The sequence below is a fragment of the Algoriphagus marinus genome, assembly GCF_001936475.1.
GTDB lineage: Bacteria > Bacteroidota > Bacteroidia > Cytophagales > Cyclobacteriaceae > Algoriphagus > Algoriphagus marinus.
The window spans coordinates 602,899-627,817 of the sequence record NZ_MSPQ01000001.1 but is presented as its reverse complement, the minus strand read 5'-3'; the positions used below and the strand labels follow the sequence as shown (position 1 = coordinate 627,817).

The window sequence follows — 24,919 nt, the reverse complement described above, 5'->3', positions numbered from 1 at the left end:
ATGAGTAAAGCTATTAAACCAAAAGGCACAACTTGGGTATCCAAAGTCATAAAATACATTTGGATCGCATTTGTAGCTGGTTTTTTTGGATTCATACTATTTGTATGGATGATCAGTATCAATTTCCTCGGGTTATTCGGCACCCTTCCGGATTTCAAAGCTTTAGAGAATCCTGATTCCGAGATTGCTTCGGGATTATATTCAGCGGACGGAGTTCTTTTAGGAACCTATTATCGAGAAAACAGAAGCCCTATCAAATACGAGGACCTTTCTCCAAACTTGGTAAATGCGCTGATTTCAACTGAAGATGTTCGTTTTAATGAGCATTCTGGGATTGACATGATTGCTATGATGCGTGTTTTTGTAAAGTCAATTATCCTAGGTCAAGATGCTGGTGGAGGGTCAACTCTAAGCCAACAGACGGCCAAAAACTTGTTCAAAACTAGAACTGATGAAAATCAGGGAGTTTTAAGTTCTATTCCTGGACTTCGCATGTTGATCATCAAAACCAAAGAATGGATAGTTGCAACACAACTCGAAAAAGCATACACAAAAAATGAAATCCTGACACTTTATCTAAACACATCCGAGTTTGGGTCAAATGCTTATGGAATAAAAACTGCCTCAGAGACTTTTTTCAATAAAAAACCTTCTGATTTAGCCGTTCAGGAAGCTGCTGTCTTGGTAGGACTTTTCAAAGCTCCAACTTATTACAGCCCGGTTTATAATCCAGATAATTCACTTAGGAGAAGAAACACTGTGCTGTACCAAATGGTGAAAAATGATCAGTTAACTGAGGAAGAGTTTGATTCCCTATCAGTTTTGCCTATAGAATTAGACTATAGTGTAGCCAATCAAAACAAAGGTCTAGCAACTTATTTCAGAGAAATCGTCAAAGCTGACTTACTTCAATGGACGAAAGAGAATCTGAAGTCAGACGGTTCTGCTTATGATCTTTATGGAGACGGTTTAAAAATATACACAACCATTGATAGCCGTATGCAGCGCTACGCCGAAGAGGCTGTAGACGAGCATATGCGAGCTCTCCAAAAAACTTTCTATAACGAAATGGGCAATCGAGACCCATGGGTTGATGGTGACAACAGAATTATCCCAAATTTCATAGAAGATGCTGTAAAAAGAACAGAAGCCTATCGTCTCTTAAAGATCAGATTCGGAAATGATACTGATTCCATCAATTTAAAACTGAATGAGAAAAAACGGATGAACGTCTTTTCTTGGGAGAAAGGAGAGATAGACACACTCATGAGTACGATGGATTCAATGAGATATTATAAAAAATTCCTTCAGGCGGGATTCATGAGTATGGATCCACATACCGGACAGATCAAAGCTTGGGTAGGTGGACTGGATCATAAGTACTTTAAGTTTGATCATGTTAAGCGTGGTAAAAGACAACCAGGATCAACATTCAAGCCTTTTGTATATGCAGCGGCAATCGAGAATGGATATAGTCCTTGCTACAGTGTCATTGATCAACCGGTAGAAGTGTATATTCCAGGCCAACCGGCTTGGAGTCCTGCAAATGCGAACGGAAAGTTTTCTTACGAAAAAATGACTATCCGACATGCAATGGCAGAATCTATTAATTCCATTACGGCTTATATGATGAAAAAACTAAGTCCTAAGATCGTAATAGAAACTGCACGTAGATTAGGAATCACTAGTGACTTAGAGGAGGTCCCATCCTTAGCATTAGGAGTAAACGACGTTTCTATTTTTGAAATGGTAGGTGCATTTGGAACTTTTGTCAATAAAGGAGAGCATACTACACCTATTTATATTGATAGAATTGAAGATAAAAACGGGAATGTAATCCAACAATTTACTGCAAAAAAACGGCCTGCTATGAGTGAAGAACACGCATACCTCATGACTTATATGTTAAGAGGTGGATTCGAAGAGCGTGGTGGTACTAGCCAAGGAGTCCCTTATTCGATCCGAGAAGGAAATGAATTAGGTGGAAAAACAGGAACAACACAAAATGCCTCTGACGGTTGGTATATGGGTATCAGCAAGGACTTGGTCAGTGGCACTTGGGTAGGTGGTGACGATAGAGCCATTCACTTTAGAAGCTGGACCGCAGGACAAGGAGGACGTACCGCAAGACCGATTTGGGTAAAATTTATGGAAAAAGTATATGCTGACAAAAGTCTAGGTTATACCAAAGGCCCTTTTCCAAGACCTGAGCGTCCACTAAGTATTGAGATTGACTGTGACGTTTATGAAAAAGAAAGTCAGCGATTTGCGGACTTTGATTATGACGCCAAGAAAAACGATTTCTAAAACATAAAAAAATACTCTTTTTAAAACAGCCTTAATCCAAGGCTGTTTTTTTAATTTTAAACAATGCAATCATCCTCCTATCTTCCTAGTGAGCATTTGAATCTTCCAGATCAACCGGGAGTATACAAGTATTTTAATGATGAAGATGATCTAATTTATGTTGGAAAAGCGAAAAGCCTTAAAAAGCGAGTTAGTAGCTATTTTAATAAAAACTCAGGGGTAAATCTTAAAACCCGGAGAATGGTGAAGGAAATCAGAAAGATTGAAATCACCATCGTCAATAGTGAACTTGACGCCCTCCTGCTGGAGAATAACCTTATTAAAAAGTCCCAACCGAAGTATAATATCTTACTTCGAGATGATAAGACTTATCCTTACCTCTTGGTAACCAAAGAAAATTTTCCCAGGATTTTTCAAACAAGAAAATTGGTCCCAAAGCGTGGGACCTATTACGGCCCTTTTGCAAGTGTAAAGGCCATGAATAACGTATTGGACCTAATCCGAGAACTCTTCACTATCAGGACCTGTAAACTTGATCTCTCTCCCTACAAGATAGCAGAAGGCAAATACAAGGTATGCCTCGAGTACCATATTGGAAATTGCCAAGGACCATGTGTAGGGCTTCAAAAAGAGCAGGATTACTTGAAAGATTTAGATCAAGCAAAGCATATCCTAAAAGGAAATCTGGGACAAGCAAAAACATTCTTCAAACAAGAGATGCAATTTCATGCTGAAAACCTTGAGTTTGAAAAAGCACACAAGCTCAAGGAAAAGCTAGAACTCCTCGAAAAATATCAATCAAAATCACTTGTAGCCAGTCCCTCTATCAAAAATCTAGATGTGTGTACAATTGTGAGCGATGAAAATACAGCTTATGTAAACTTCATGCGGGTTAAAAATGGGACTTTGATCACCTCCAAAAATGTTGAATTGAAAAAAAGGCTCGATGAAACGGAAGAAGAGTTGCTAATAACTGCACTTATCCGACTTCAAGATCAATTCAGTAGTGATGCAGATGAAGTGCTGCTAAACATTGAACTTTCAGATCCGATTGAGGGTCTAAACGTAAATACCCCAAAAATAGGAGATAAGAAAAAACTTATTGAACTATCCTATAAAAATGCCTTATTCTACAAAAAGGAAAAAGCATTACTTATTGGTTTAAACCAAGACAAAAAAGATAGAGTAATAAAGCAATTGAAGGAAGATCTCAGTCTTCAGGAGATTCCGGATCACATTGAGTGTTTCGACAATTCAAATATACAGGGCACTAATCCGGTAGCAAGTATGGTTTGCTTCTTAAACGGAAAGCCCGCAGTAAAAGAATATCGACATTACCATATTAAAACTGTAGAAGGGCCAAATGACTTTGCCAGCATGAAGGAGATCGTGGGGAGGCGCTATAAAAGACTGATGGAAGAGGGTAAACCAATGCCAAAATTAGTAGTAATTGATGGGGGAAAAGGACAGCTATCCTCTGCAGTTGATGCGTTGAAGGAGTTAGGGATTTATGGTCAAATGCCAATTATTGGTATTGCAAAGCGACTCGAAGAAATTTACTTCCCTGGGGATTCTTACCCAATCCATATCGATAAAAAATCTGAGAGTCTACGACTTTTACAGCGAATTCGAGATGAGGCCCACCGATTTGCAATAACATTTCATCGAAATGTGAGAAGCAAAAATGCTTTTGGAACTCAATTGACAGCTATTCCTGGAATTGGAGAAAATACAGCGGATAAGCTCTTAAGTCATTTTAAGTCTGTGAAGAAGATCAGTCAAGCAACTGAGGAGGAAATAGCAAGTATTATCGGGCCTAGTAAAGCAAGGGGACTTTTTGAATGGAAAGAAAAAAATAAAGGGGCTTAAAAAAGCCCCTTTTCTTTTACCATTCCCAAAGGGAATTTTCAAACTCTAATAGCTTATACTCAAATGCAAGTGCATCTAAATAAGCTTGCATATCCTGATTTGGATTTTGAGATGAAATCAAATCTGCAATGAGCGCATCGTCAGGATTCGTAAATCTCCTAACAACCGATCTGAATAATCTTGTCTCAAATGCTTCATCATAAGTGAGACTTTTAGAAAGATTGTTGAAATTGATCCAGCGTGCTTCAGGATGATTTTTGAAGTAGTTGTAGAAATCTTTATATCGGATAAATGCGATAGTTTTTTGACCAGCGTCAGAATTTGTAGCTGACGGCATGACCAATTCAATGTATTTAATATCAAATACAGTTTCAGAGTGATGCTTATCAAAAACAAAATCTTCCTTGAAATCCAAGTAATAAAGCTGCTTCACGAAAATACTATCTCCAGTAGCGTTTAACCAGAAATTTTCTTGGAACTCAGCAATTGAAAGTGGAGTAGTAAACTCTGGATCAGCAAAAACTTCAAGTGCATTTTCATCTACCACAGATTTGTAGATCTGATTTATAATCCCATTTGACTTAGTATCTCCAGAACCATAAAGTGGAAGATTATACTTTTCCCTAAGGTCAATTCGACGCCAAACACCAATTTGATACATCTTATCATCTTCCCTTATTCTCTTAGCAGAGAAGACCGTGTCCATTTCAAATTGTCTATCGCCAAATCCAGATGGATTTACACTTGTAGCAATTTGTGCTTCACTCCTTAAAGGAGCTAGCCCTGCTACAAGAAATAAGGACAGGATAAATTTTGGAAGAAGCTTTTTCATATTTATATAATTTTTTCTCTTACCAATCTGATTACTTGATTCTGATTGGAACAACTTGTCTCAATTCAGTAGGAATTTTATTACCTCTAAAATTTGTACGAGTTACTTGTCTAATTTCGAAGACGATAACATCTCCTGCTTTGGCACTTTCTAATAACGTACGCATCGCCAAAGAATTGCCTGAAGAAATTTGAGCTGTTTGTCTTGGAACTTCATTCCTCAATAACCTCATTTCCCCACCGGTAACCTCAAAATTAGCATCTTTAGCCATTGTCCTACCGAATGTAGGCTCAGGCTTAGCAAGCAACTTTATACCAGTCAAAGTTCCAATTGGGTGAGCGAGACTAAGATCCAGTTCACTACCATTTGAAGTTACAGGAACTAATGAAGGAGCAGGAACTGGCTTGATATCATAATCAACCGCACCAATTTTATTTCCTCCACTACTTACTCCGATGTTCACTTTACCAGATGCTCCTGGTATTACAGTCAATTGACCTGGCTTATTACCCTTTATAGATTGACCATTAGAAACTGCAAATTCAGGAGAATAGCTATTCCCAAGAGCAGGCACTTCGATTAATAATTCGTTTGCGCAATCTGCGTAAAGTTGCTGAACCACCTCAGAAGAAACCTTGATGACAGGCTGTGCCACAAAGTATTCGTATTCAACTGGAAGAACCTTGTCTTCACCACCTACATTAGTAATAATCTCACCTTTCAAAATTCGCTTAGCCAAACCTCTATCATCGTACTCACCGGCTGGAGTTACAGAAAATTCGATTTTACCAAATCCTTTTGCATCTACAGGGACAGATCTACCATCAATTGTCATAGTAGGAGCGGCTGAAGTAGAACTTGAAGCAATAAACATATCTGCTTCAAACTTGGTACCAGCGGCCACAACATTTGATAATGCGGCAATTCTTGCCTCCGTAACGTCAGCCTTGAAGAAGAAAGAACCGATTGAATTTTGAATCGCTTTTAAGGATTCACTTTCGATATTTAAAACTTCATTTTGAAATTGTGAAAGCAATGCGATAACCGCTCCAACTGGGGATTTAACAAATGTCAAAGCAACAAAATCCTTATTCTTTACTTCCATGTCATTTGCAAAAAGCTCGATGTCTTTTGCATCCTTAGCAATCGGTTGGAATTGCATATCTGGAAATCCGATTTTTGTCAGAATTGCCGAAATTTGATTTGGATAAGCGTTCAGTTTTTCTTTCATCTCTTCTCCACGACCATTATTGGCAAAGAGATTTCCAGTTATTTCTGTATTCTTCAAGTTCGCATTGACAAAGTTGCCCTCATCATTCTTAGCATTGGATTGGATAATTAAATCCTGTTTTAACCCTTCCAAATAATCATAGACTTCTTTAGTAGCCTCTCTTACCTCTTTTGCAGCTGCCACCTTTGGCACATCCACTTCCTTATTTCCTTGCTGCTCTACCGTATAAGCGATAGACTCAACGGTAGAAACGTTTTTACCAATGAAGTTTTTGGAAGTTCTTTCCATCCCATCATTGATCAATATAAATTTCTGGAGGATTTGGTTGCTGACCTGGAGAGCCAATAAGGCTGTCAAAACCAGGTACATCATACCAATCATCCGCTGTCTAGGTGTCTCTTTAGCTCCTGCCATTTTTAAGTTTTAATGGATTTTAAAATGAATTGAAGAGAAATTAACCTTTCATAGCGGAAAGCATTCCACCATAGATTTTATTCAATGAACTCACGTTTTGATTCAATTTTGAAAGCTCGTTTTTGAAAGCTTCTGTTTCTTTTCCAGCCTCGCTAAGACCTTCCATAGCAGCGGTCATATTGGAGTAGAATTTATTTAATGTCTTCACATGACTATTTGCATCCTGAAGTTCCATTTCATATACAGAATTCAATGCTGATAAATTCTTAGTGACTGTCTGAACTTGTGTGTGATACGCTTTTGCATCTTGTGAAGCAGAAGACATTTCGGTAAGTGCAGCAGCAGTCTTGCTGTAAGAAGCATTCATATCTACTAAGGTCTTTGCAGCAGATTTTACGTTTGTCGCATATTCATTGGTTGCTACTGCTGCATCAGCAAGATTACCCATCTTGGCAGCAGAAGTTGCAAGGTTTTGCATTCCTTTTCCTAAGCTCTCGATAAGTTCTGGACCAACTTTAGCGTTTGCTAACATTTCATCTAACTTTTGAGCGGTATTATCACCAGTTGATGCCTTTGCTGTTCTCTTTACTCCGGGAGCATCTCCTGCAAGTTCTGGATATACTTTAGACCAATCTACTTCTTCTGCCTTAGGCTCGAAAGCTGATAAGAAGAAAATCAATGCCTCAGTAGAAAGTCCTACACCGATCATAACATTTGCAAACTGCCAATCCAAGATTTTAAACATTGCACCAAGGATCACGACAGCAGCACCTATACCGTATACTTTCGGCATGATACTGGAATAGAATTTAGCTGAGAAAGAGTTGCTGTTACTAGCCATTTTTTGAATAAAATTAAGGTTTAAGTGTTTTTTAGTGGGTTGTTTTTATCTTCTTTTTCTTTGAGAGCTTTTAACATCCATGGATCCTGACCTACCAATAAATGTCATTGCAGTTCTGAATCCAATGTGTGCCTGAGCAACATCTTCATATTCGTATGTTCTTGTACTAGTCTCTAAATAATGAGCAATATCTTTCCAGCTACCGCCTCTTACTACTTTTCTTGGCTCATTAGGATCATCAAATACTGGATCTAAATCCCAAGTTACAGTTCTCGATGTTGTAGCATAAGCATCAAGTACCCATTCTGCTACATTTCCAGACATATTGTAAAGGCCAAAACCATTTGGAGCAAAAACATCTACTGGAGCAGTGTAAGCAAATCCATCGTCAATGTAATTTCCTCTGCCTGGCTTAAAGTTTGCCATTAGACAACCTCTTTTATTTTTTAAGTAAGGACCTCCCCAAGGGTATTTTGCCACATCTTTTCCTCCTTTTGCAGCATATTCCCACTCAGCCTCGGAAGGAAGTCTGAAGCTAGGAGCATCAAAATCATATTCGTCTCTTGAGTTTTGGTAATAAGTTCTCCATTGAGCATACTTATTAGCCTGATCATAAGTCACCCCAACAACAGGGTAGTCATCAAAAGCAGGATGATCGAAGTAAAACTCCATCAAGGGATCTCCATAATGGTATGTAAAACTTGTAGACCAAACGGTTGTATCAGGTCTTAATTCTTCATAATTCAATTGTGGAGGATCTTTTAGGGTGGTTGGTGTCCCTGTATCTAAATCACCATTCTTAACAGATTCCAAAAATTGTCTGTATTTATTATTGGACACTTCGTATTTGTCCATAAAAAATTCCGAAACCGTAATCTGTTTGTTAAGAGACGACTGAGTGAATGCAATATCTTCATCAGATTGACCCATCCAAAAAGTACCAGCTTTTACAGGAACCATGTCGTAAGGAAGATTTTGTTGCCAGCTATCTCGTTTCGGAACTCCAGTTACTTCTCCTCTTCTATTCATCTTTTCACTAGCCGATCCTTTCTTGTTAAATAGACCACAGCCAGGTAAAAGTGTCGCTACCACCAACCCCAAGGTGATTGGCATAATGCGCAAGTTCATTTTTTTATACATAAATGACGTTTTTTCGTTCATTAGATTTTCCTCAACTCTTAAGGTGCTCAAGATGCGAAATTTAGCTGAATTTGGCACAATAATGCAAATAACCTGCCAAATTTAAAGTAAAGTTAAAGCTTCTTATAAAGCGTTAAATATTATGGATTTCAAAACCTAAATCTAGGTGTCCTCTGAATCACTCGCTGAACATCTTTAGTGACATCTGACAAAGAATATCGTAACAACAATTCATGGCTGGTTGGAGCTTTTGCTTCCAATCCTCCAAAAACCAAGTCAAATGAATATCCCAATTTTAAAGAATTGTCTCTCAATAGACTATATCCCATTATAAGTGAAACAGACTCCTCTCCTCTAAAACCTATGCCACCACTTATTTTGTTCTGATGAGTTGCAATAACGCTCACATCATAAGAAAAATTATTAAAAGAGACAGATTTTAACAAAAAACTCGGCTCTATTCTCAATTGACCAACTGGTCTGAATCTATACCCAAAGAGTAAATAGGAATGATTTCTAAGTTGATTAGCATAGGCCCCATCTCCAAAATCAAATGCTGGTTCATTGAGGTGTCTACTACTCAAACCTAGGTAGTAATCGCCTCGATCAAATAAGAACCCAGCTCCAAAATTTAAATTTACTTGGCTTTCTTTCCCGGAATTTGGAAGATTCGGTTCAGGATTGACCACAATCAACTCCCCATAGTCAATTGCGCTGGAAAATAATCCAGCGTATGCTCCTAAACTTAATGTAGCCCTTTTCAATTTTTTATGATAAGCACCCTGGAGGTTGATCTCCAAATTACTAGTTGGTCCGATCTGATCATTCACTATAGTGAGACCGTACCCTATATTTTTCCCATCCAAACTCCCCTGAGCTGTGATAAGCTGGGTGACAGGCGCTCCTCCTTGACCTGAATTGGTCGAATAATTCAACCATTGAGACCTGTGTAATGCAGAGAACCTATATCCACCATCTTTTCCTGCAAAAGCCGGGTTATAATACATGCCATTGTACATGTACTGCGTAAACTGAGCATCTTGCTGGGCCCGTAAAGATGTAAATCCGAAAAAGAAAATAATCAGGAAGAAACAATTTAAAAAGTACTTCCTCAGGCCTCTTTCAAGCATTATTATCTGGTTTAGGTCAATTTCAAAACTATTGTAAGGATTTAAACTGAAAAACCATTGATTTTGATTCCAAGAATTACAAATTATTGGCTTTTTTGATATAAAGCTCCAAAGCTCCAGTCATACTTGGTGCATTTGGCAGTGGTGCTTCAATATCGAGAATCAAATCTAAGTCTCTGACTGCCTGAGCGGTAGTTGGCCCAAATGCAGCTATCCTGGTATTTCCTTGTGAAAAATCCGGGAAATTTATCTTTAAAGATTTTATTCCGGACGGGCTGAAGAAAGCAAGTATATCATATTTAACATCAGCTAAGTCCGATAAATCCGCCGCTATAGTATGGTAAATAATTGCTTCGGTATAGGCTATCCCTGCCTTTTCGAGATAGTTAGGTATATCATCTTTGCGTATATCCGAACATGGGAAAAGATATTTTTCGGATTTGTGCTTCTTGAAATAATCAAATAAATCCTCTGCGGTCCTTTGCCCTACAAATAGCTTTCGCTTCCTGATGACAATATATTTCTGTAGGTAATGTGCAGTCTGATCAGAAATACAGAAGTATTTCATATCAGCAGGCATCTCGATTTTAAAATCCTTGCAAATAGCAAAAAAATGATCTATTGCATTTCTGCTGGTAAAAATGATAGCAGTGTGCTTAAGAATATCTATTTTTTGTTTTCTGAATTCCTTAGAAGGCACAGGCTCTACTTTAATAAACTGCCTAAAATCAATCTTAAGATTATACTTTTCAGCCAATTGTTTATAAGGTGAATTCACATCACTTGGAGCAGGTTGAGATACAAGGATACTTTTTACCGGTTTAAACCTGTCTTTTGTAGCTGCGCTCATACTTGTTGTATTGTTTTGAATATCAAAATTATCCTCCGAGAATCATCACCCACTTTGCAATTATTAAAAAGGGTACCAATTCAGCGATGCAAAGGTAAGTAAATAAATGATATTTCTTAAAGCTGAGCCTATTCATCATAATAAAGAATAAAACCAAAACACCTACAATGTAAAACCAAAAAAAAGTAGAAAAAGATATTCCTACAGCACTTTTTGCGAAATCGTAATCATTCATTAAAAAGTAGGCTGAGATCAAAATAAGGCCTGTTATCGCTATCATGACTAAGCGTAACAAATAGAAAAAATGTGGAAATTCTATTTTATTTAACTCGAATAAATAAGCTATTACGCGAATAACAGTAAATTTAATTATGGTAAGTATTAATAGAATTAATGATCCAATTAGCCATCCAATCAGCAGATTTTGAAACGTAATATCAACTCTTGATTCTAACCAATCTATTTTAAATAATACTGCTCCCAAGATTAACCCTAGAGAAGACATAAGATTGACTATCAGAACAAAAACCAGGATATCAAATGAAAAGAATTTCTGGAGACTCCCCGAATCGGAAAAATCTTCCGCATTCAATAAAGAAATCGGTCTTGTCATCATTACAAATATGTAGGGATAGGCAATTTTGTAAAGGGTAACAAATAACAAGATCAGTAAAAGTGCAAAAATGAAAAAATCTCTAATTTGTTGTCTTGTCCCGCTATCTCGCTTTTGTAATTCGGCTCCTACTACTTGTGTTCCTGATTGTAGATCTACAGGTCGGATTAATTTCTTCGCACTAACCTCCTCCAAACTAATACCGGACTTGAATAGAGTTAATGTAACCTTAGAAGAGTCAGAAATTGTCCTTATACTTTCTAGGCTTGTAATGAAAGTCGTATCATCCTTAGTGAAAAACCAAAGCTTTTCACCCAAAAAGGCCACAGACTCTTCAGGAAACTGAAATGAAAAATATGAGTTCGGGAATGAGTTTAGATCCAATCGAAGCAAGAGGCGGTCATTTGAATCAAACCAAGTTTCTCGACCTGAGGCTACCCACTGATCACTATAATTCTCCAATACCTGAGCTTTTCCTTTTGAAAAAAAAGAAAATCCCAGAATCAAGAAAAGAAAAAAGATACGTTGCTTCATGAATTAAAATCTAGCCAAATAACCAAAGTGGATTCTCGAATAAGAAAACTGAAGCGGTTGTAGATTCGACTTCCCCACTCCGTAGATAAATCGAAACAATCCTGATCCCGTCTCCAAATTCAATCCAGCACCAAAAGATACTGGTCGGTCAATTGCCGTTGCAAAGTACGGGTTTTCAAGAATCCCTGCATCTGCAAATACCATCAGAAATGAATTTTCTCCAAAAAATAATCGCTGTTCCATGCTGAGGTATCCAAAAGATCTGGCGTAAAAGAAATTTTCGTTAAAACCACGGATTGTTTTTAGTCCTCCAAGTCTAAAGAGGTCATTTAAAAGCAGATTTTCATTTTGAATTAACCCTCCACTGCCTTTGAACCACATACCCCATGTCGGCCCAATAAAAAAATGTTTTTCGTAGCTACCCTGAATCTGATACTGTGGGGTATTGAAATCGATACCAGAATATACCTCGTCTGGAATACCCGTGTTTTGGAGAATCTTCTTATTTCCGGCAGCTAGCTCCAAATTCAATAAGCCTCCTCTCCTTGGGATAAATGGATCTTCTAAGGAATTAACATGGAGACTGATCCCATATTGGTTCCATCGAAAATCGGCCACATCAGGCAGTTCCGTTACCTCCCGAAATGCAAAAGTGCTTATTAAATCACCTGCCTGTCTTTTGGAGAAGAAATTGAGGTAACTATTTGAAGAAATCCTATAACCAAAATCAAGACTTAAATACCTGTTCAAGAAAGTGGTGTCCTGTTTCAGTAGATTGAATCCTAATTGTACATCAATTGGAGAGTTAAAAAGGAATGATTCCTTAGCAGAGATATCTAAACTCTGGCTTTGTAAATTAAGTCGCTGCCAGTGGATCTCCACATCTCTTCCTTTCCCTCCAAGATGATACAATTCCAAATCCAATTGGCCTGTAATCAGCATTTTCCCAGGTTCGTTTTCATTTGGAAGTAATCCTACAATACCATCTAAAACATTGGTATTTCGATCTTTTAGCTCAAATGTAGGACGGGCTTTTTTGATTTGGAAAGAAAGCGAAGGCTCTCTAGTAAGTGAAAAATAAGGGGATCTCCGAAGTTGCCGACTTGCTTGATCTAGCTGCTTTTGGGAAAAAGGGGATCCGGGAATGATTCCCGTTAGATTTTGAATGTATTTCCCCTGAGTTTTCGTATTACCTGTCACTTCCACAGAATCCCATAGAATAAGTGGCCCCGAATCAAAAACCAAATTGCTACGAATAGAATCTCCCTCGACTACGATTTCGCCAAAATTCATTTTTGCAAAAGGGAAGCCTTGATTTTCTGCTTCCGACACAACATTTTGCATCCAGACCAAAGCTGAATTGAAATTTTTTCCAATTGGATTAAGACTTCTTGAAAATTCGGAAGGTACATTTTCAGTTCCTATTGCTTTCCAAAGATATTTCTTCCCTAAAAGTATTTCTACAAAGAGCGAATCGGACCTTCGCTCTTCTTTAAAAAAAGCTTCCAAATAACCTTCATTTCTAACAATAGTCTGAAGCGAATCCAAGAACTCAGTTTCCATCTTGTTGGAAAAAAATATTTTGGTTCCTTTCCACTCAGTATCAGGAATAGATACCCATTTCAAAAAAGAAGTCTCCTGCGCCTCAACGGAAATTCCGAACGCAAAACACAAAAAGACTATCAAGGTAAATTGGAACTTCAATGGGCCGCGAAGGATTGATTATATTCGCAAAATAACAGAATTCAACTTGGCGGGCATCTACATACACATTCCTTTTTGCAAGCAAGCTTGTCATTATTGTGACTTTCACTTCAGTACCAATCTCGATCGAAAAGATCAAATGGTCAATGCGATTATCGAGGAATTAAAACTTCGCGACACTTACCTCAAAGGAGTCCCCGTTAAAACCATTTACTTTGGTGGGGGAACGCCTTCCTTACTCAGTTCAGATCAGATAGAACGGATTTTAAATGCTATCCATACATTCTATCCAACTGAATTGAGTGAAATTACTTTGGAAGCTAATCCTGATGATTTAAGTCGGGAAAACCTTTTTTCGTGGAAAAGCCTCGGAATTGATCGCCTGAGCCTAGGAATTCAAAGCTTTGATGATTCCGTATTAAAGTTTTATAACCGAGCGCATTCTGCTTCTGAATCAAAGAACGCTATTGAAAATGCCCGAAAGGCTGGCTTTGAAAAATTCAGCCTTGATCTGATTTATGGATTCCCGCATCCAAATCATGAGTTGTGGAAGAGCGATCTTTCCATTGCTATTTCTCAAGACTCAGGACATATTTCAAGCTATGCCCTGACTGTTGAACCAAAAACAGCTTTGGGGAATTGGGCCAAACACAAAAAATTCACTCCGGCTTCAGAGGATTTTATTGCCGCCCAATTTGAGATCCTTCAAGAAACGACCGAAAAGGCTGGTTATGTTCAATATGAGATTTCGAATTTCGGGAAACCAAGTCAGTTTGCACTCCACAATACCAATTATTGGAAGGGAGTTCCTTATCTGGGTGTGGGTCCAAGTGCGCATTCATTCGATGGTGAAAACAGAGGTTCTAATCCTGCAAATAATTTCTCGTATCTGAAATCACTGGAACAGGGACATCACACTTTCCAAATCGAGGAATTATTAAAAAATGACCATCTCAATGAATATATTCTCACTGGACTTCGGACGATGTGGGGAATTGATTTTGATCACATTTTGAAGGCTTATCAACTAGATCTTTTGCAATTGAAAAAATCTATTTTAAGTCAGATGGAAGATCAAGGTTGGCTCGTTTGGAAAGATAAAAACTTATCTTTGAGTAAAAGTGGTAAGCTTTTAGCCGACAGCATCGCAGAAGCGCTTTTTATCTAGGAAGAATTAATTTTATGAACAATAATCCATATTTCAGTAGAAAAAAAGAGGCAGCTCCCCTTGAATCAGCTTTTAACGATTTGCTCAAAGCATACCGAATTGAAGGTAAATTCAAAGAAAAGTCCCTTATTCATGATTGGCCGGAACTAGTGGGGAAAACCATAGCAGATCGGACAAGTAGTGTATTCATAAGAGATCAAAAGCTATTCGTAAAGCTAACTTCAGGACCTATCAAGAAAGAATTGATGATGCATAAAAGCAGTTTAATGCTTTTGATAGAGGAGAAGTACGGTAAAGGTGTTGTAGAAGATCTAGTTTGTATTTAGGACTTCAATAATTTTTTTTCACTGATTTCGTTTTAGACTTTTTAACAACCTCGAGTAATTGCCTAGTCCATCATATATTCTAATTTTAGTATTCTTGCCCATTGACTTTGGCGGATAAATGATCAAACTACCACAATTCAACATCGGAAAACTCAGTATGCTACTTGCCATTTTGGTTTGGTTAGCGCTGCTTTTCGTTGATTTAGTGAGACTTTTTGGAATACTAAATGAGATGGATTCAGGAATTGCCATCGAATTCACTTGGATTCTGGAAATTCTCTTTTTTCTAATGGTCTATTTATTTTACTCTTATTCTATTTCCAAAAATGCCAAAAATGAATTCATTAATTTAATTTGGAGAGCGGCCTCCACCGGTATTTTTGCAGTAGGAGTTTCAGCTTTAATCTTCCTATTCTATGGATCTATCAGCGAGAGTAGGCTTTCGCAGGAACCCTTCCTGAGAAATCTTTTTTATCATATCAATTTTGCACTTACCTCGGTATTCCTGATTTCTTCCGCCTTACTTTGGAAGCACTTGATACTTTATCAAAGGAGTAAGCGAGTGGTAAAGCAATGGCAGGCTTATGAGTTTGCGATGTTACTTGCGATGTTTTTCATTTTCTTTAATCAAAATACCCTTGACTATAGCTTTTTATTTGGGTTAGTGCTTTTGGTTGGCTTGGGGATTGTACTCTCGGGTAATCTTAAGTGGATCCCCTACCTCACTTTTAAAGAGAAATGGAAATCTTTACTTTTTCTGTCTATCATATTGCTTTCGTGCACATTCCTTTTTGTGCAGATGCAAGGATATACAGACCAAGTTATCTACCCGGTTAATTTAACAGACAACCTATTTCTGATTAGTTTATTTGGCTTTATTTTCTCCTATGCCCTTTTCAGTTTTTTGGTAACTCTCTTCAATTTACCTACCTCTTCTGTTTTTGAACAAAAACTTACAGAAGCGATTAGCTTTCAGAGATTGAGCCAATCCATCAAGCCAGAAGAGAATGAAGAGCAGGTTTTGGATATTTTGATGGACTCTTGTATGAGTGCAACATACTCTGATGGGGCTTGGGTAGAGATGGGAAGAAATGACTATCCTGAAGGGTTTTTGATAGAGCAATTTCTGGATTCAGAAACTCGAAAAGAACTATCCGATCTAATAGAAGAATCAAAGGTTGCAAAAGAATGGATCTCAGAAAATCGACCAGAAAACTTGAGCCCACTAGCGATTAGACTAGATCATCCAAAATTCGAATCGGTGTTATTGGTACCCTTGATCATCAATAAAGTACCGATTGGAAGAATGGTTTTATGTAAAGAAGTCAAAGATGGCTTTAACAAAGAGATGATGAATATCGTCAGCACGTTCGTTAGTCAAGCCTGTATTTCAGTCGAGAATCATCGACTTCTCAATCAGGCGATATTGAATGAGCGGTATCAAGAAGAGTTAAAAATTGCACAGCGTGTTCAGAAAGCACTTCTTCCGACTACCTTGGATCACAATTCTGCTTTTGACCTTTGTGCGTATTCCAATGCAGCCGATGAGGTGGGTGGTGATTATTATGATACTTATAAGCTGAGTGAAGATCGTTTTGTATTAATCATCGGTGATGTTTCGGGCAAAGGTACCTCTGCAGCATTTCACATGTCCCAGATGAAAGGAATATTTCAAAGTCTGATTCAATTGAACTTGGGTCCTGCGGAATTTTTCATAAAAGCCAATGCAGCATTGGGCAAATGCTTGGAAAGAAACCATTTCATCACTTCTTCAATTTTCTTGATCGATACTAGTAATAAAACTATAAGTCATGCTCGAGCAGGTCACGTTCCTTCACTTTATTACCAGTCCCAATCCAACAAATCCGATTATTTAGGAATAGATGGGTTGGGATTAGGAATTTTAAGAAACATACAGTACGAGAAACACGTTGAGCAAAAAACATTTACTTACCATTCCGGAGACGTCTTGGTTTTATTTACAGACGGAATAGTTGAGGCAAAAAATCAAAAATCTCAACAATTCGGGTTCGAACGATTGAGGACGTTGCTCGAAGTCTATCACGAACTTAGCCCTATAGAAATCCAATCAAAAATCATAGACTCTCTTCATAGCTTTGTTGGAGGGGATATAAAGATTGACGACGATTACTCGCTAGTAGTAGCCAAGTTCAATTAATAAAGTAAACTAGAAATATTAAAATGCTAACTATTACAAATACCAGTGAAAATGGAAGCCACATCTTAGCACTTGAAGGAGAAGTGGATGCTAGTAATTCGGTTATGATTGACGAAGCGATTCAAAAATTAATTGGAGATGGTAGTAAATCTATTGTTGTTGACGGTCAAAAGTTAGAATACATTTCATCAGCAGGACTGGGAGTATTTATGTCCTATTTGGAAGATTTCGAAGAAAAAAATGTGGACTTTAAAATTTTCGGGCTCCCTGAAGGAGTTCTCGAGGTATTCAAAATATTAGGTTTACACCAATTGATGAATATTTACCCAACTAAGGAAGCTGCCTTTAATTCTTAAAATGGAGCATCGGATCACCATATATTGTCAGACAACCGCACTTTCAGAGCTTAGGGAGTTTCTCCGAAACACCTTAACCATGCCAATGCTTTCCGAAAGTGAGAAGCTGCAAATTACTCTTGCGGTAGAAGAGGTGTGTGCTAATCTAATCATCCATTCTCATCAATGTAACGCAGCAGATCATATTGATCTGGAGGTAAAAGAGTCTGAGAATAAACTTATTTTTGAAATAAAAGATCAAGGAATAGCTTTTAATCTCTTGGATTATGAAGTCCCTAACCTAATTAAAGTGAAAGGAGAAAAGCGAAAAGGTGGTTTAGGCATCATTTTGGTTAAAAAGATTATGGATGAAATTGAATTTGAATCAAACAAAGGAACCAACACCTGTAGACTGATCAAATGGTTTCACTCCTAATTCTTGTTAAATGCTTAGTATTCGGGGTATTTGACTTTAAATCCTAATAAATTTGTAAAATTGCATTCGCTTAGCAGGAATCAAATCCATGAAACACCGAACGACTTCGGCATATATACTTTCCCTGATATTGACTTTGGGGCTCTCTTTACAGGGAAGCACTGAGCCACAATCCACCTCACAACAGGAAGCTCTGCTCACCATAGGTGGTAAGAGTATAGACAAGGATGAATTAATCTACTTGATATCCAAGGGACAAGGACCATCAGAGACCGTTTCAAGTGGAATTTCACGTGAAGAGTTTAATGAAAACTTGGATCTTTTCATCAATTACAAATTAAAAGTAAGGGAAGCGGAAGCCCAAGGTCTCGATCAGACGGAAGAGTTTTTGAGGGAATTTGAATCCTTTAAAGAAAATTTAAGAGCACCCTTCCTGATCAAAAATTCCCTAGAAGAGGGGGAACTTCGCAAAGCATATTCCAGAATGCAAGAAGTCATTCGGGCTAGCCATATTCTAATTCAATTCCCTCCAACCCCTTCAAAAGAAGATAGTCTTATAGTCTTGAAAATGGCTTTGAAGGTAAAAAATGAGGTGGAGAATGGGGGGAATTTCAACGAACTGGCCTTGGAATATTCAGACGATCCATCTGCAAAGCAAAATAAAGGTGATTTAGGCTATTTTACTGCTTTACAAATGGTTCAGCCTTTCGAGGATGCAGCGTATAACATGAAGCCTGGAGAAGTCTCAAATCCAGTCCTTACCAATTTTGGTTACCATATCATTGCAGTTCAGGATCGTCAGCCCAATCCCGGTCAAGTTCAGGTGTCTCATATTTTAGTCCGAATTGATTCCAATAATCCAAATGGTGAAGATCTGGCAAAGCGGAAAGTCAACGACATTTACACTGAGATTCAAAAAGAATCTACCACATGGGAAGGTATTGTTAGAAATTATTCAGAAGATCCTTCCTCACGCGAAAAAGGAGGCTTACTCCCTTGGTTTTCAGTAGGATCTATGATTCCTGAATTTGAGATGGCAGCATTTATGCTCACAGAACCCGGGGAAGTTTCACCTCCTATTCGTACCCAATATGGGTATCATATCCTAAGACTGGAAGAAAAGAAGCCCCTTGAATCCTTTGAAAGCCTTGAAGACAATATCAGATCCAGAATCTTGAGAGACTCAAGATCCACAATGATCAAATCTCAAGTGATGGCCATTCAGAAATCCCGATATAATTTTGAGGAAAATGATACAAATGTCTCAAGCTTAAGAAGTGAGTTAAACGAGCTGTCCAAATCAGAATTCAGGAATTACATAGAAACCAATGGAGAAACCTCCAAAGACCTATTCAAAATTGGAAATAAAAGTCAAACGGCATCAGACCTGTTGGATTTCTTAGATCAGGAAGAGCTAGCTATCAAAACGAATCAGAAATCATTTGACTTTTGGTACGACAGGTTTGTGGCAAAAAGTCTCAATGAAGCTGAAGAAAAAGATCTTTTAACCAATAATAAGGACTATCAAATGCTCTTGAAAGAGTACCGAGATGGAATTCTTCTTTTTTCTTTGATGAATAAAGAAGTTTGGCAAAAAGGTATTGAGGATTCAGTTGCACAGAAAGCTTATTTTCAAAGAAATATTGAAAAGTACCAATGGCCAAACCGTGTAAATGCCTACATCGTAAAGGTGTTGGATCTTACAAAAAGTGAAAAGGCTAAAGAACTATTAGCTAACAAAGCGCTTACACCGGAATTGGTAAACAGTTTTGAATCGTATTACGGGGAAAATAGTCCCTTGGCATACCAAACAGAGTCGGGTTTACTACCCTATGAGACAGACCCAGTCTTATCAAAAGCAAATTTGGATCTTCCCTATCAGGAAATCGAAGCAAACGGTCACCTACATCTGATCTTGCTAGGGGATAAAATTCCTGCAGGACCAAAAGAATTTGAAGAAACAAGGGGATTAGTCATTCGGGATTTTCAGGAGTCGCTTGAAAAAGAACTAGTCTCTGAACTCCGAAAGAAGTATCCTGTACAAATCAATAATAAGGCGAAAGAAGAAGCCTTCATTTCGCTAAATCAGTAAAATTATAACCAAAGGAAGTTCCTTGGAATCGAACTCCCCGAAGGAAAAACAAACATGAAATTACTCAACCGACTTACGTTTTCATTTCTGGCTACACTATTGGCTACATCCGCTTTTGGTCAAGCTACAACCACTACAGGTCAAGTTCTGGACAAGATTGTAGCAAAGGTAGACAACTACATTCTACTGGAATCAGACGTACAAAAAACTTACATCGAAGCAGTTGCCCAGGTACAGCAAGGATTAGAACCTCCAACACGCTGCGAAGTCTTTGAATCACTAATGATCAATAAATTGATGGTGGCTAAAGCAGAAATTGATTCTGTATTGGTAACAGACGCAGAAGTAATGCTTCAAACTGATTCCCGCTTCAATATGGTAATGCAGCAGTTTGGCGGGGACGAAGCCACTTTAATTCAAGCCTACGGCAAAACTTCAGATCAGCTGAAAAACGAAATTGAAGAAGTGATCCGAGAGCAACTCATCGTACAACGGATGAGAAGCAAAATCACTGAAGGCCTTACAGTCTCGCCAGCCGAGGTAAGAGCTTTTTATAATAGCATTCCAAATGATTCATTGCCTTTCTTCTCTGCTGAAGTAACAGTTGGCCAAATCGTAAAAAAGCCGGAAGTTAACCCTAGAACAAAAGAGGAGATCTTTGAACAACTGCGACAATTTAAAAATGACATCGGCACAGGAAAGGCAGACTTTGCCACGCTAGCTCGACAATACTCAGAAGATCCGGGATCAGGAGCACAAGGAGGAGACCTTGGATTTTTCAGGAGAGGTGAACTTGCTCCGGAATTTGAGTCTACTGCCCTTGCATTGAAGCCGGGCGAGTTGAGTGATCCGGTTGAGACAGATTTTGGAGTGCATTTGATCCAGCTTTTGGAGGTGAAAAATGGAACCTTCAACACCAGACATATTCTTAGAATCCCAAAGCCTACAGCTGAGGACATCCAAAAATCCGAGCGCTTTTTGGATAGCTTGAAAATAGAAATTCAAGCCGGTAGAATTGAGTTTGCTAATGCAGCAAAGGAATATTCTGACGATAGAGCAACATCCGATAATGGTGGATATTTCACAGATCCTGCCAATAACTCAAATCGTCTGACCCTTAGAACACTCGAAGATCCTGTTTTATACTTTACGCTGGATAGTATGGAAGTTGGAGCAATCACCAAGCCTATTCAGTATGAAGATCCCCGAGAAGGCACAAAGCTTAGAATCTTGTATTACAAAGCAAAATATCCAGCACATCGCGCAAATTTGGAAGATGACTATGAAAAGCTAAAGGCTGCAACACTTCGTAGAAAAGAAGATGAGCTCTTGAGCAAATGGTTTATCACAGCTAAAGAAGACATATTTATAGACCTTGATCCAGTATATGATCGTTGCAATGTCTTGTCTGGAAAGTAAAAAAAAACCGAAGCTAATGCTTCGGTTTTTTTTTCATTAATTGAGAAATTCTAACACAATTTTAGATTCTTATTTCTTTCCAAAAAGGGCTTTTATTGCCAAGCCGAATTGTTTGAAGCCCTCTAATAAAAAGCCTTTGGACTCCTTTAATTTTGGTTCAATATCTTCCTTTCGCTCGTTAAACTCCCGCTCTAGCAAATCCTTTCCTTTTTTTAACTCTGCTTCGAGTGTTGTCTTGTTTTCCTTGAGTTCCTGAATTTTCTTTTCTATTTCCTCCTTTACATCCATGCCTGCATCGGCACCCTTCTTTACCAATTCTTCTATTTTGTCACCAATCTCTTGGAGAACTTTTTCGATGTCTTTTGTTTTTGATTGGTGCTCTTCCATGATTCATTTTTTTTGGTCAGACTTCAATTTAGCAATAATCAACAAAGAATTATCCCGATATAAGTTCTTTTAATTTTCGATCGATTCACTAGCTTGAGTCTGTTTCTCATACAGTTCTGCATAAACTCCTTTTTGAGCCATAAGGGATTCATGATTACCACTTTCCACTATTTTCCCATCATCCAAAACGATAATTTGATCAGCCAATTTTGCGGAAGAAACCCGGTGAGAAATAATAATTGAAGTTCTGTCCTGCATGATTTTCTTCAATGCTGAAAGTATGACATTTTCAGTTTTAGTATCTACAGCCGAAAGGCAATCGTCTAAAATAAGGATTTTTGGAGCTTTTGCGATAGCTCTTGCGATGGAGACCCGCTGCTTTTGACCTCCAGACAAAGTTATTCCTCGCTCCCCAAGCATGGTGTCAAACCCTTTAGGAAAGTCAAGAATATTTTGATAGACATCAGCATCTTTTGCTGCTTGAAAAATTATTTTCTCATCAGGAGTATCTATACCAAAAGCAATGTTATTGGCAATCGTATCAGAAAACAGGAATACATCCTGAGGCACATATCCAATTTGTCGGCGAAGATCAGAAATGTCATAAGACTGAATTGGGATTCCATCGATCTTAATATTTCCATTTGAGGGATCATACATCCGCATCAACAAATTAGCCACAGTCGATTTTCCAGAACCCGTAGTTCCTATAATCCCCAAAGTCTGTCCTTCGCTAATTTTAAAATTGATGTGATCCAAAGCCTTGATACCTGAATCCGGATAAATAAAAGATAAGTCGGTCACTTCAATCGAACCTTGAATATCCTTTAGGAGGTTTTCCGAACTGACAATATCATTTTTAATATCAAGAAATTCATTGATCCTCGTTTGAGATGCTGCCGCACGCTGAATAATACTGGTAATCCAGCCGAGTGATGTCACCGGCCAAGTTAGCATGTTTACATATAAGATAAACTCTGCAATTACCCCATATCCAATCTCTCCGTTAATCACCTGTAAACCTCCTACATATACTGTGATAATGGTGGAAATCCCTACCAAGGCCATAATAAGAGGGAAGAAAAGAGCATTTACCCGAGTCAATCGAATGGATTTTAGCTTATAGTCTTCACTTGCTTTTGCAAAATCATTTGCACTATCCTTCTCTCTGACGAAAGCTTTTAAGACTCGTATTCCAGAAAAGGCTTCTTGAACGAAAGTGCTCAATCCGCTTAAACTCCGCTGAATTTTTTCTGATCGCTCATTGATCATATTATTCACAAAATAAATACTGAGCGATAGCACAGGAAGTGGAAGAAGTGAATACAAGGTCAACTCCGGGTTGATCATGATCATATAAGAAATCACTAATGGGAAAAGGATCAATAAATTTAACCCATACATGATCGCGGGCCCCAGGTACATCCGAACCCGACTGACATCCTCCGTGATTCTGGCCATTAAGTCGCCTGTACTATTTTTTCGATAAAAGCTTAATGGTAAATTTTGATAATGTGCATAGATTTCATTCTTCATGTCAAACTCGATTTTTCGAGACATGATTATAATGGTCTGCCTGATGAGAAATAGAAAAAATCCCCTCAGTAATGCCATCACCAGAATTAAAATACCGAATACAAAAACAAATTTTAAAAAATTCTCCTGGGCTATTTCCCCTATTCCACCGAGCTGTAAAGGCCTATAAATGGACAAACTTTCAACCACATAATCTATGGCAAGTCGAACCAATTGGGCAGGGATAATTACGAAAATATTTGATATCACCGTAAATACTATTCCCAAGAGCAAAAAACCCTTGTATTTAAGGAAATACTTATTGAGTCTCCAAAGTGGTTTCACCAAATAAAAATTTTAAAATCGAGAAATAAGTTAAGGGAAACTGGATAAATTAATCTTTTGAAGGCCAATAAAAGTATTTAATTTTGTATTGGACCTCGTACCAATGTTTCAACCCAAATATAACACATTCTAAAAAGCTAAGTTCACATGTTAGAGATTAAACCGACCGAAACCGTAAATGAGGGATCTATATTTGGTCAAATCATCAAGATGGACCACGAGCAGCTTGTCATTTGTAATGATCAAGCAACTGGTCTTAAGGCACTGATTGGAATTCACAATACCGTTTTAGGGCCTGCTCTTGGAGGTACTAGAATGTGGCCATATGCTTCGGAACAAGAAGCAATTACAGATGTCCTCCGACTATCCAGAGGCATGACTTTTAAAAATGCCCTTGCAGGCTTGAATCTAGGGGGTGGAAAAGCCGTAATCATCGGTGATCCAAAACTTAAAAACGAGGCATTTATGCGACGATTCGGAAGATTTGTCGAAAGTCTGGGTGGCAGATATGTGACCGCAGAGGATGTAAACATGAAAACTTCCGACATGGAGTACATTGCCATGGAGACACGTCACGTAGCCGGACTGCCTGAGATCAAAGGTGGTTCAGGTGACCCATCTCCAGTAACTGGTTTTGGAGTTTACATGGGAATGAAAGCTGCCGCAAAAAAGGCTTTTGGTTCTGATTCGCTTTCCGGTAAAAAAATTGGCGTTCAAGGAGTAGGGCAAGTCGGCAAGTACCTAATCGAATACTTAATCAAGGAAGGCGCTGAAGTGATAGTGACCGATATCTTCGAGGAGAAACTACGGGAAGTAGCCAAAGCAACAGGAGCTCAGGCAGTCGATCCAAATGTAATTTATGACCTTCCAATGGACATTTACTCACCGAATGCTTTAGGCGCAACAATCAACGATGAAACCATTGACCGATTGAAATGTGCAGTAATCGCAGGCGGAGCTAATAATCAACTTAAAGACGAGGATAAACATGGCAAACTTTTGATCCAGAAAGGTATTGTCTATGCTCCGGATTTCTTGATTAATGCAGGTGGTGTAATCAATGTAGGAATGGAGTATTTGGGAGGTTACAACAGAGAGATAGTTTTTCAACAAACTGAAAAAATCTATGAGACCTGTATGACGATTTTTGCAAAATCAGAAAAAGAAAATATCCCCGCTCAACAAGCTGCTATAGAGACAGCAAAAGCAAGAATAGAGTCCATCGGCAGAGTTAAATTGCCTTTTTAACATA

The 24,919-nt window shown here is 38.2% G+C and carries 20 protein-coding genes; 10 read left to right on the top strand and 10 right to left on the bottom strand.

All coding sequences use genetic code 11. The annotated features are described in order from the left end of the window. Together BVC88_RS02625 and uvrC are read left to right on the top strand one after the other, a co-directional pair. Window positions 1–2,307 (top strand): penicillin-binding protein 1A, encoded by a 2,307-nt coding sequence (locus BVC88_RS02625; protein WP_075349080.1) that lies wholly within the window; start codon window positions 1–3, stop codon window positions 2,305–2,307. A gap of 63 nt (window positions 2,308–2,370) precedes the next feature. Beyond that, on the top strand, window positions 2,371–4,176 hold the full coding sequence (gene uvrC / locus BVC88_RS02620; RefSeq protein ID WP_075349079.1) for an excinuclease ABC subunit UvrC: 1,806 nt from the start codon (window positions 2,371–2,373) through the stop codon (window positions 4,174–4,176). Between the two features lie 16 nt (window positions 4,177–4,192). Here uvrC and porN read toward each other — a convergent pair whose 3' ends face one another. The 8 genes from porN to BVC88_RS02580 all read right to left on the bottom strand — a co-directional run bounded on the left by porN (window position 4,193) and on the right by BVC88_RS02580 (window position 13,324). After that, window positions 4,193–5,008 (bottom strand): type IX secretion system ring subunit PorN/GldN, encoded by an 816-nt coding sequence (gene porN, locus BVC88_RS02615; RefSeq protein ID WP_083639002.1) that lies wholly within the window; start codon window positions 5,006–5,008, stop codon window positions 4,193–4,195. 31 nt (window positions 5,009–5,039) lie between these two features. Further along, on the bottom strand, window positions 5,040–6,653 hold the full coding sequence (gene porM, locus BVC88_RS02610) for a type IX secretion system motor protein PorM/GldM (RefSeq protein WP_075349078.1): 1,614 nt from the start codon (window positions 6,651–6,653) through the stop codon (window positions 5,040–5,042). Between the two features lie 40 nt (window positions 6,654–6,693). Beyond that, the gene (gene porL / locus BVC88_RS02605; RefSeq protein ID WP_075349077.1) at window positions 6,694–7,494 is read right to left on the bottom strand and encodes a type IX secretion system motor protein PorL/GldL; all 801 of its coding nucleotides are present in this window, start codon (window positions 7,492–7,494) and stop codon (window positions 6,694–6,696) included. A gap of 45 nt (window positions 7,495–7,539) precedes the next feature. Further along, window positions 7,540–8,634, bottom strand: coding sequence for a T9SS ring complex lipoprotein PorK/GldK (gene porK, locus BVC88_RS02600; protein ID WP_075349432.1), 1,095 nt, complete (start codon window positions 8,632–8,634; stop codon window positions 7,540–7,542). Window positions 8,635–8,783: 149 nt separating this feature from the next. After that, window positions 8,784–9,764 (bottom strand): PorP/SprF family type IX secretion system membrane protein, encoded by a 981-nt coding sequence (locus BVC88_RS02595; RefSeq protein WP_075349076.1) that lies wholly within the window; start codon window positions 9,762–9,764, stop codon window positions 8,784–8,786. 76 nt (window positions 9,765–9,840) lie between these two features. After that, the gene (locus tag BVC88_RS02590) at window positions 9,841–10,614 is read right to left on the bottom strand and encodes a uroporphyrinogen-III synthase (RefSeq protein WP_075349075.1); all 774 of its coding nucleotides are present in this window, start codon (window positions 10,612–10,614) and stop codon (window positions 9,841–9,843) included. Between the two features lie 28 nt (window positions 10,615–10,642). Continuing rightward, complete coding sequence (locus BVC88_RS02585) at window positions 10,643–11,761, bottom strand: DUF4271 domain-containing protein (RefSeq protein WP_075349074.1); 1,119 nt, start codon at window positions 11,759–11,761, stop codon at window positions 10,643–10,645. A 3-nt stretch (window positions 11,762–11,764) separates the two neighbouring features. Then, on the bottom strand, window positions 11,765–13,324 hold the full coding sequence (locus BVC88_RS02580; protein ID WP_083638981.1) for a BamA/TamA family outer membrane protein: 1,560 nt from the start codon (window positions 13,322–13,324) through the stop codon (window positions 11,765–11,767). A 4-nt stretch (window positions 13,325–13,328) separates the two neighbouring features. On the opposite strand from BVC88_RS02580, the gene hemW reads away from it, so the two are divergent. The 7 genes from hemW to BVC88_RS02545 all read left to right on the top strand — a co-directional run bounded on the left by hemW (window position 13,329) and on the right by BVC88_RS02545 (window position 21,420). Next, window positions 13,329–14,633, top strand: coding sequence for a radical SAM family heme chaperone HemW (gene hemW / locus BVC88_RS02575; protein ID WP_317044959.1), 1,305 nt, complete (start codon window positions 13,329–13,331; stop codon window positions 14,631–14,633). 14 nt (window positions 14,634–14,647) lie between these two features. Beyond that, a complete protein-coding gene (locus BVC88_RS02570; RefSeq protein WP_075349072.1) occupies window positions 14,648–14,959 on the top strand; it encodes a DUF721 domain-containing protein in 312 nt (103 codons plus the stop codon). 118 nt (window positions 14,960–15,077) lie between these two features. Beyond that, the gene (locus BVC88_RS02565; RefSeq protein WP_075349071.1) at window positions 15,078–17,138 is read left to right on the top strand and encodes a GAF domain-containing SpoIIE family protein phosphatase; all 2,061 of its coding nucleotides are present in this window, start codon (window positions 15,078–15,080) and stop codon (window positions 17,136–17,138) included. A 23-nt stretch (window positions 17,139–17,161) separates the two neighbouring features. Continuing rightward, entirely contained in the window at window positions 17,162–17,494 is a 333-nt protein-coding gene (locus tag BVC88_RS02560; RefSeq protein ID WP_075349070.1) for an STAS domain-containing protein, read from the top strand. A gap of 1 nt (window position 17,495) precedes the next feature. Then, on the top strand, window positions 17,496–17,909 hold the full coding sequence (locus BVC88_RS02555; protein ID WP_075349069.1) for an ATP-binding protein: 414 nt from the start codon (window positions 17,496–17,498) through the stop codon (window positions 17,907–17,909). Window positions 17,910–17,997: 88 nt separating this feature from the next. Continuing rightward, a complete protein-coding gene (locus BVC88_RS02550; protein ID WP_075349068.1) occupies window positions 17,998–20,001 on the top strand; it encodes a peptidylprolyl isomerase in 2,004 nt (667 codons plus the stop codon). Between the two features lie 54 nt (window positions 20,002–20,055). Further along, window positions 20,056–21,420, top strand: a complete 1,365-nt coding sequence (locus BVC88_RS02545) for a peptidylprolyl isomerase (RefSeq protein ID WP_075349067.1) — start codon at window positions 20,056–20,058, stop codon at window positions 21,418–21,420. A 69-nt stretch (window positions 21,421–21,489) separates the two neighbouring features. Here BVC88_RS02545 and BVC88_RS02540 read toward each other — a convergent pair whose 3' ends face one another. Both BVC88_RS02540 and BVC88_RS02535 read right to left on the bottom strand, forming a co-directional pair. Continuing rightward, window positions 21,490–21,807, bottom strand: a complete 318-nt coding sequence (locus BVC88_RS02540) for a hypothetical protein (RefSeq protein ID WP_075349066.1) — start codon at window positions 21,805–21,807, stop codon at window positions 21,490–21,492. Window positions 21,808–21,876: 69 nt separating this feature from the next. Then, the gene (locus tag BVC88_RS02535; protein ID WP_075349430.1) at window positions 21,877–23,667 is read right to left on the bottom strand and encodes an ABC transporter ATP-binding protein; all 1,791 of its coding nucleotides are present in this window, start codon (window positions 23,665–23,667) and stop codon (window positions 21,877–21,879) included. A gap of 147 nt (window positions 23,668–23,814) precedes the next feature. Here BVC88_RS02535 and BVC88_RS02530 point away from each other — a divergent pair, with 147 nt between their 5' ends. After that, complete coding sequence (locus BVC88_RS02530) at window positions 23,815–24,915, top strand: Glu/Leu/Phe/Val dehydrogenase dimerization domain-containing protein (RefSeq protein ID WP_075349065.1); 1,101 nt, start codon at window positions 23,815–23,817, stop codon at window positions 24,913–24,915. Window positions 24,916–24,919: the final 4 nt, after the last annotated feature.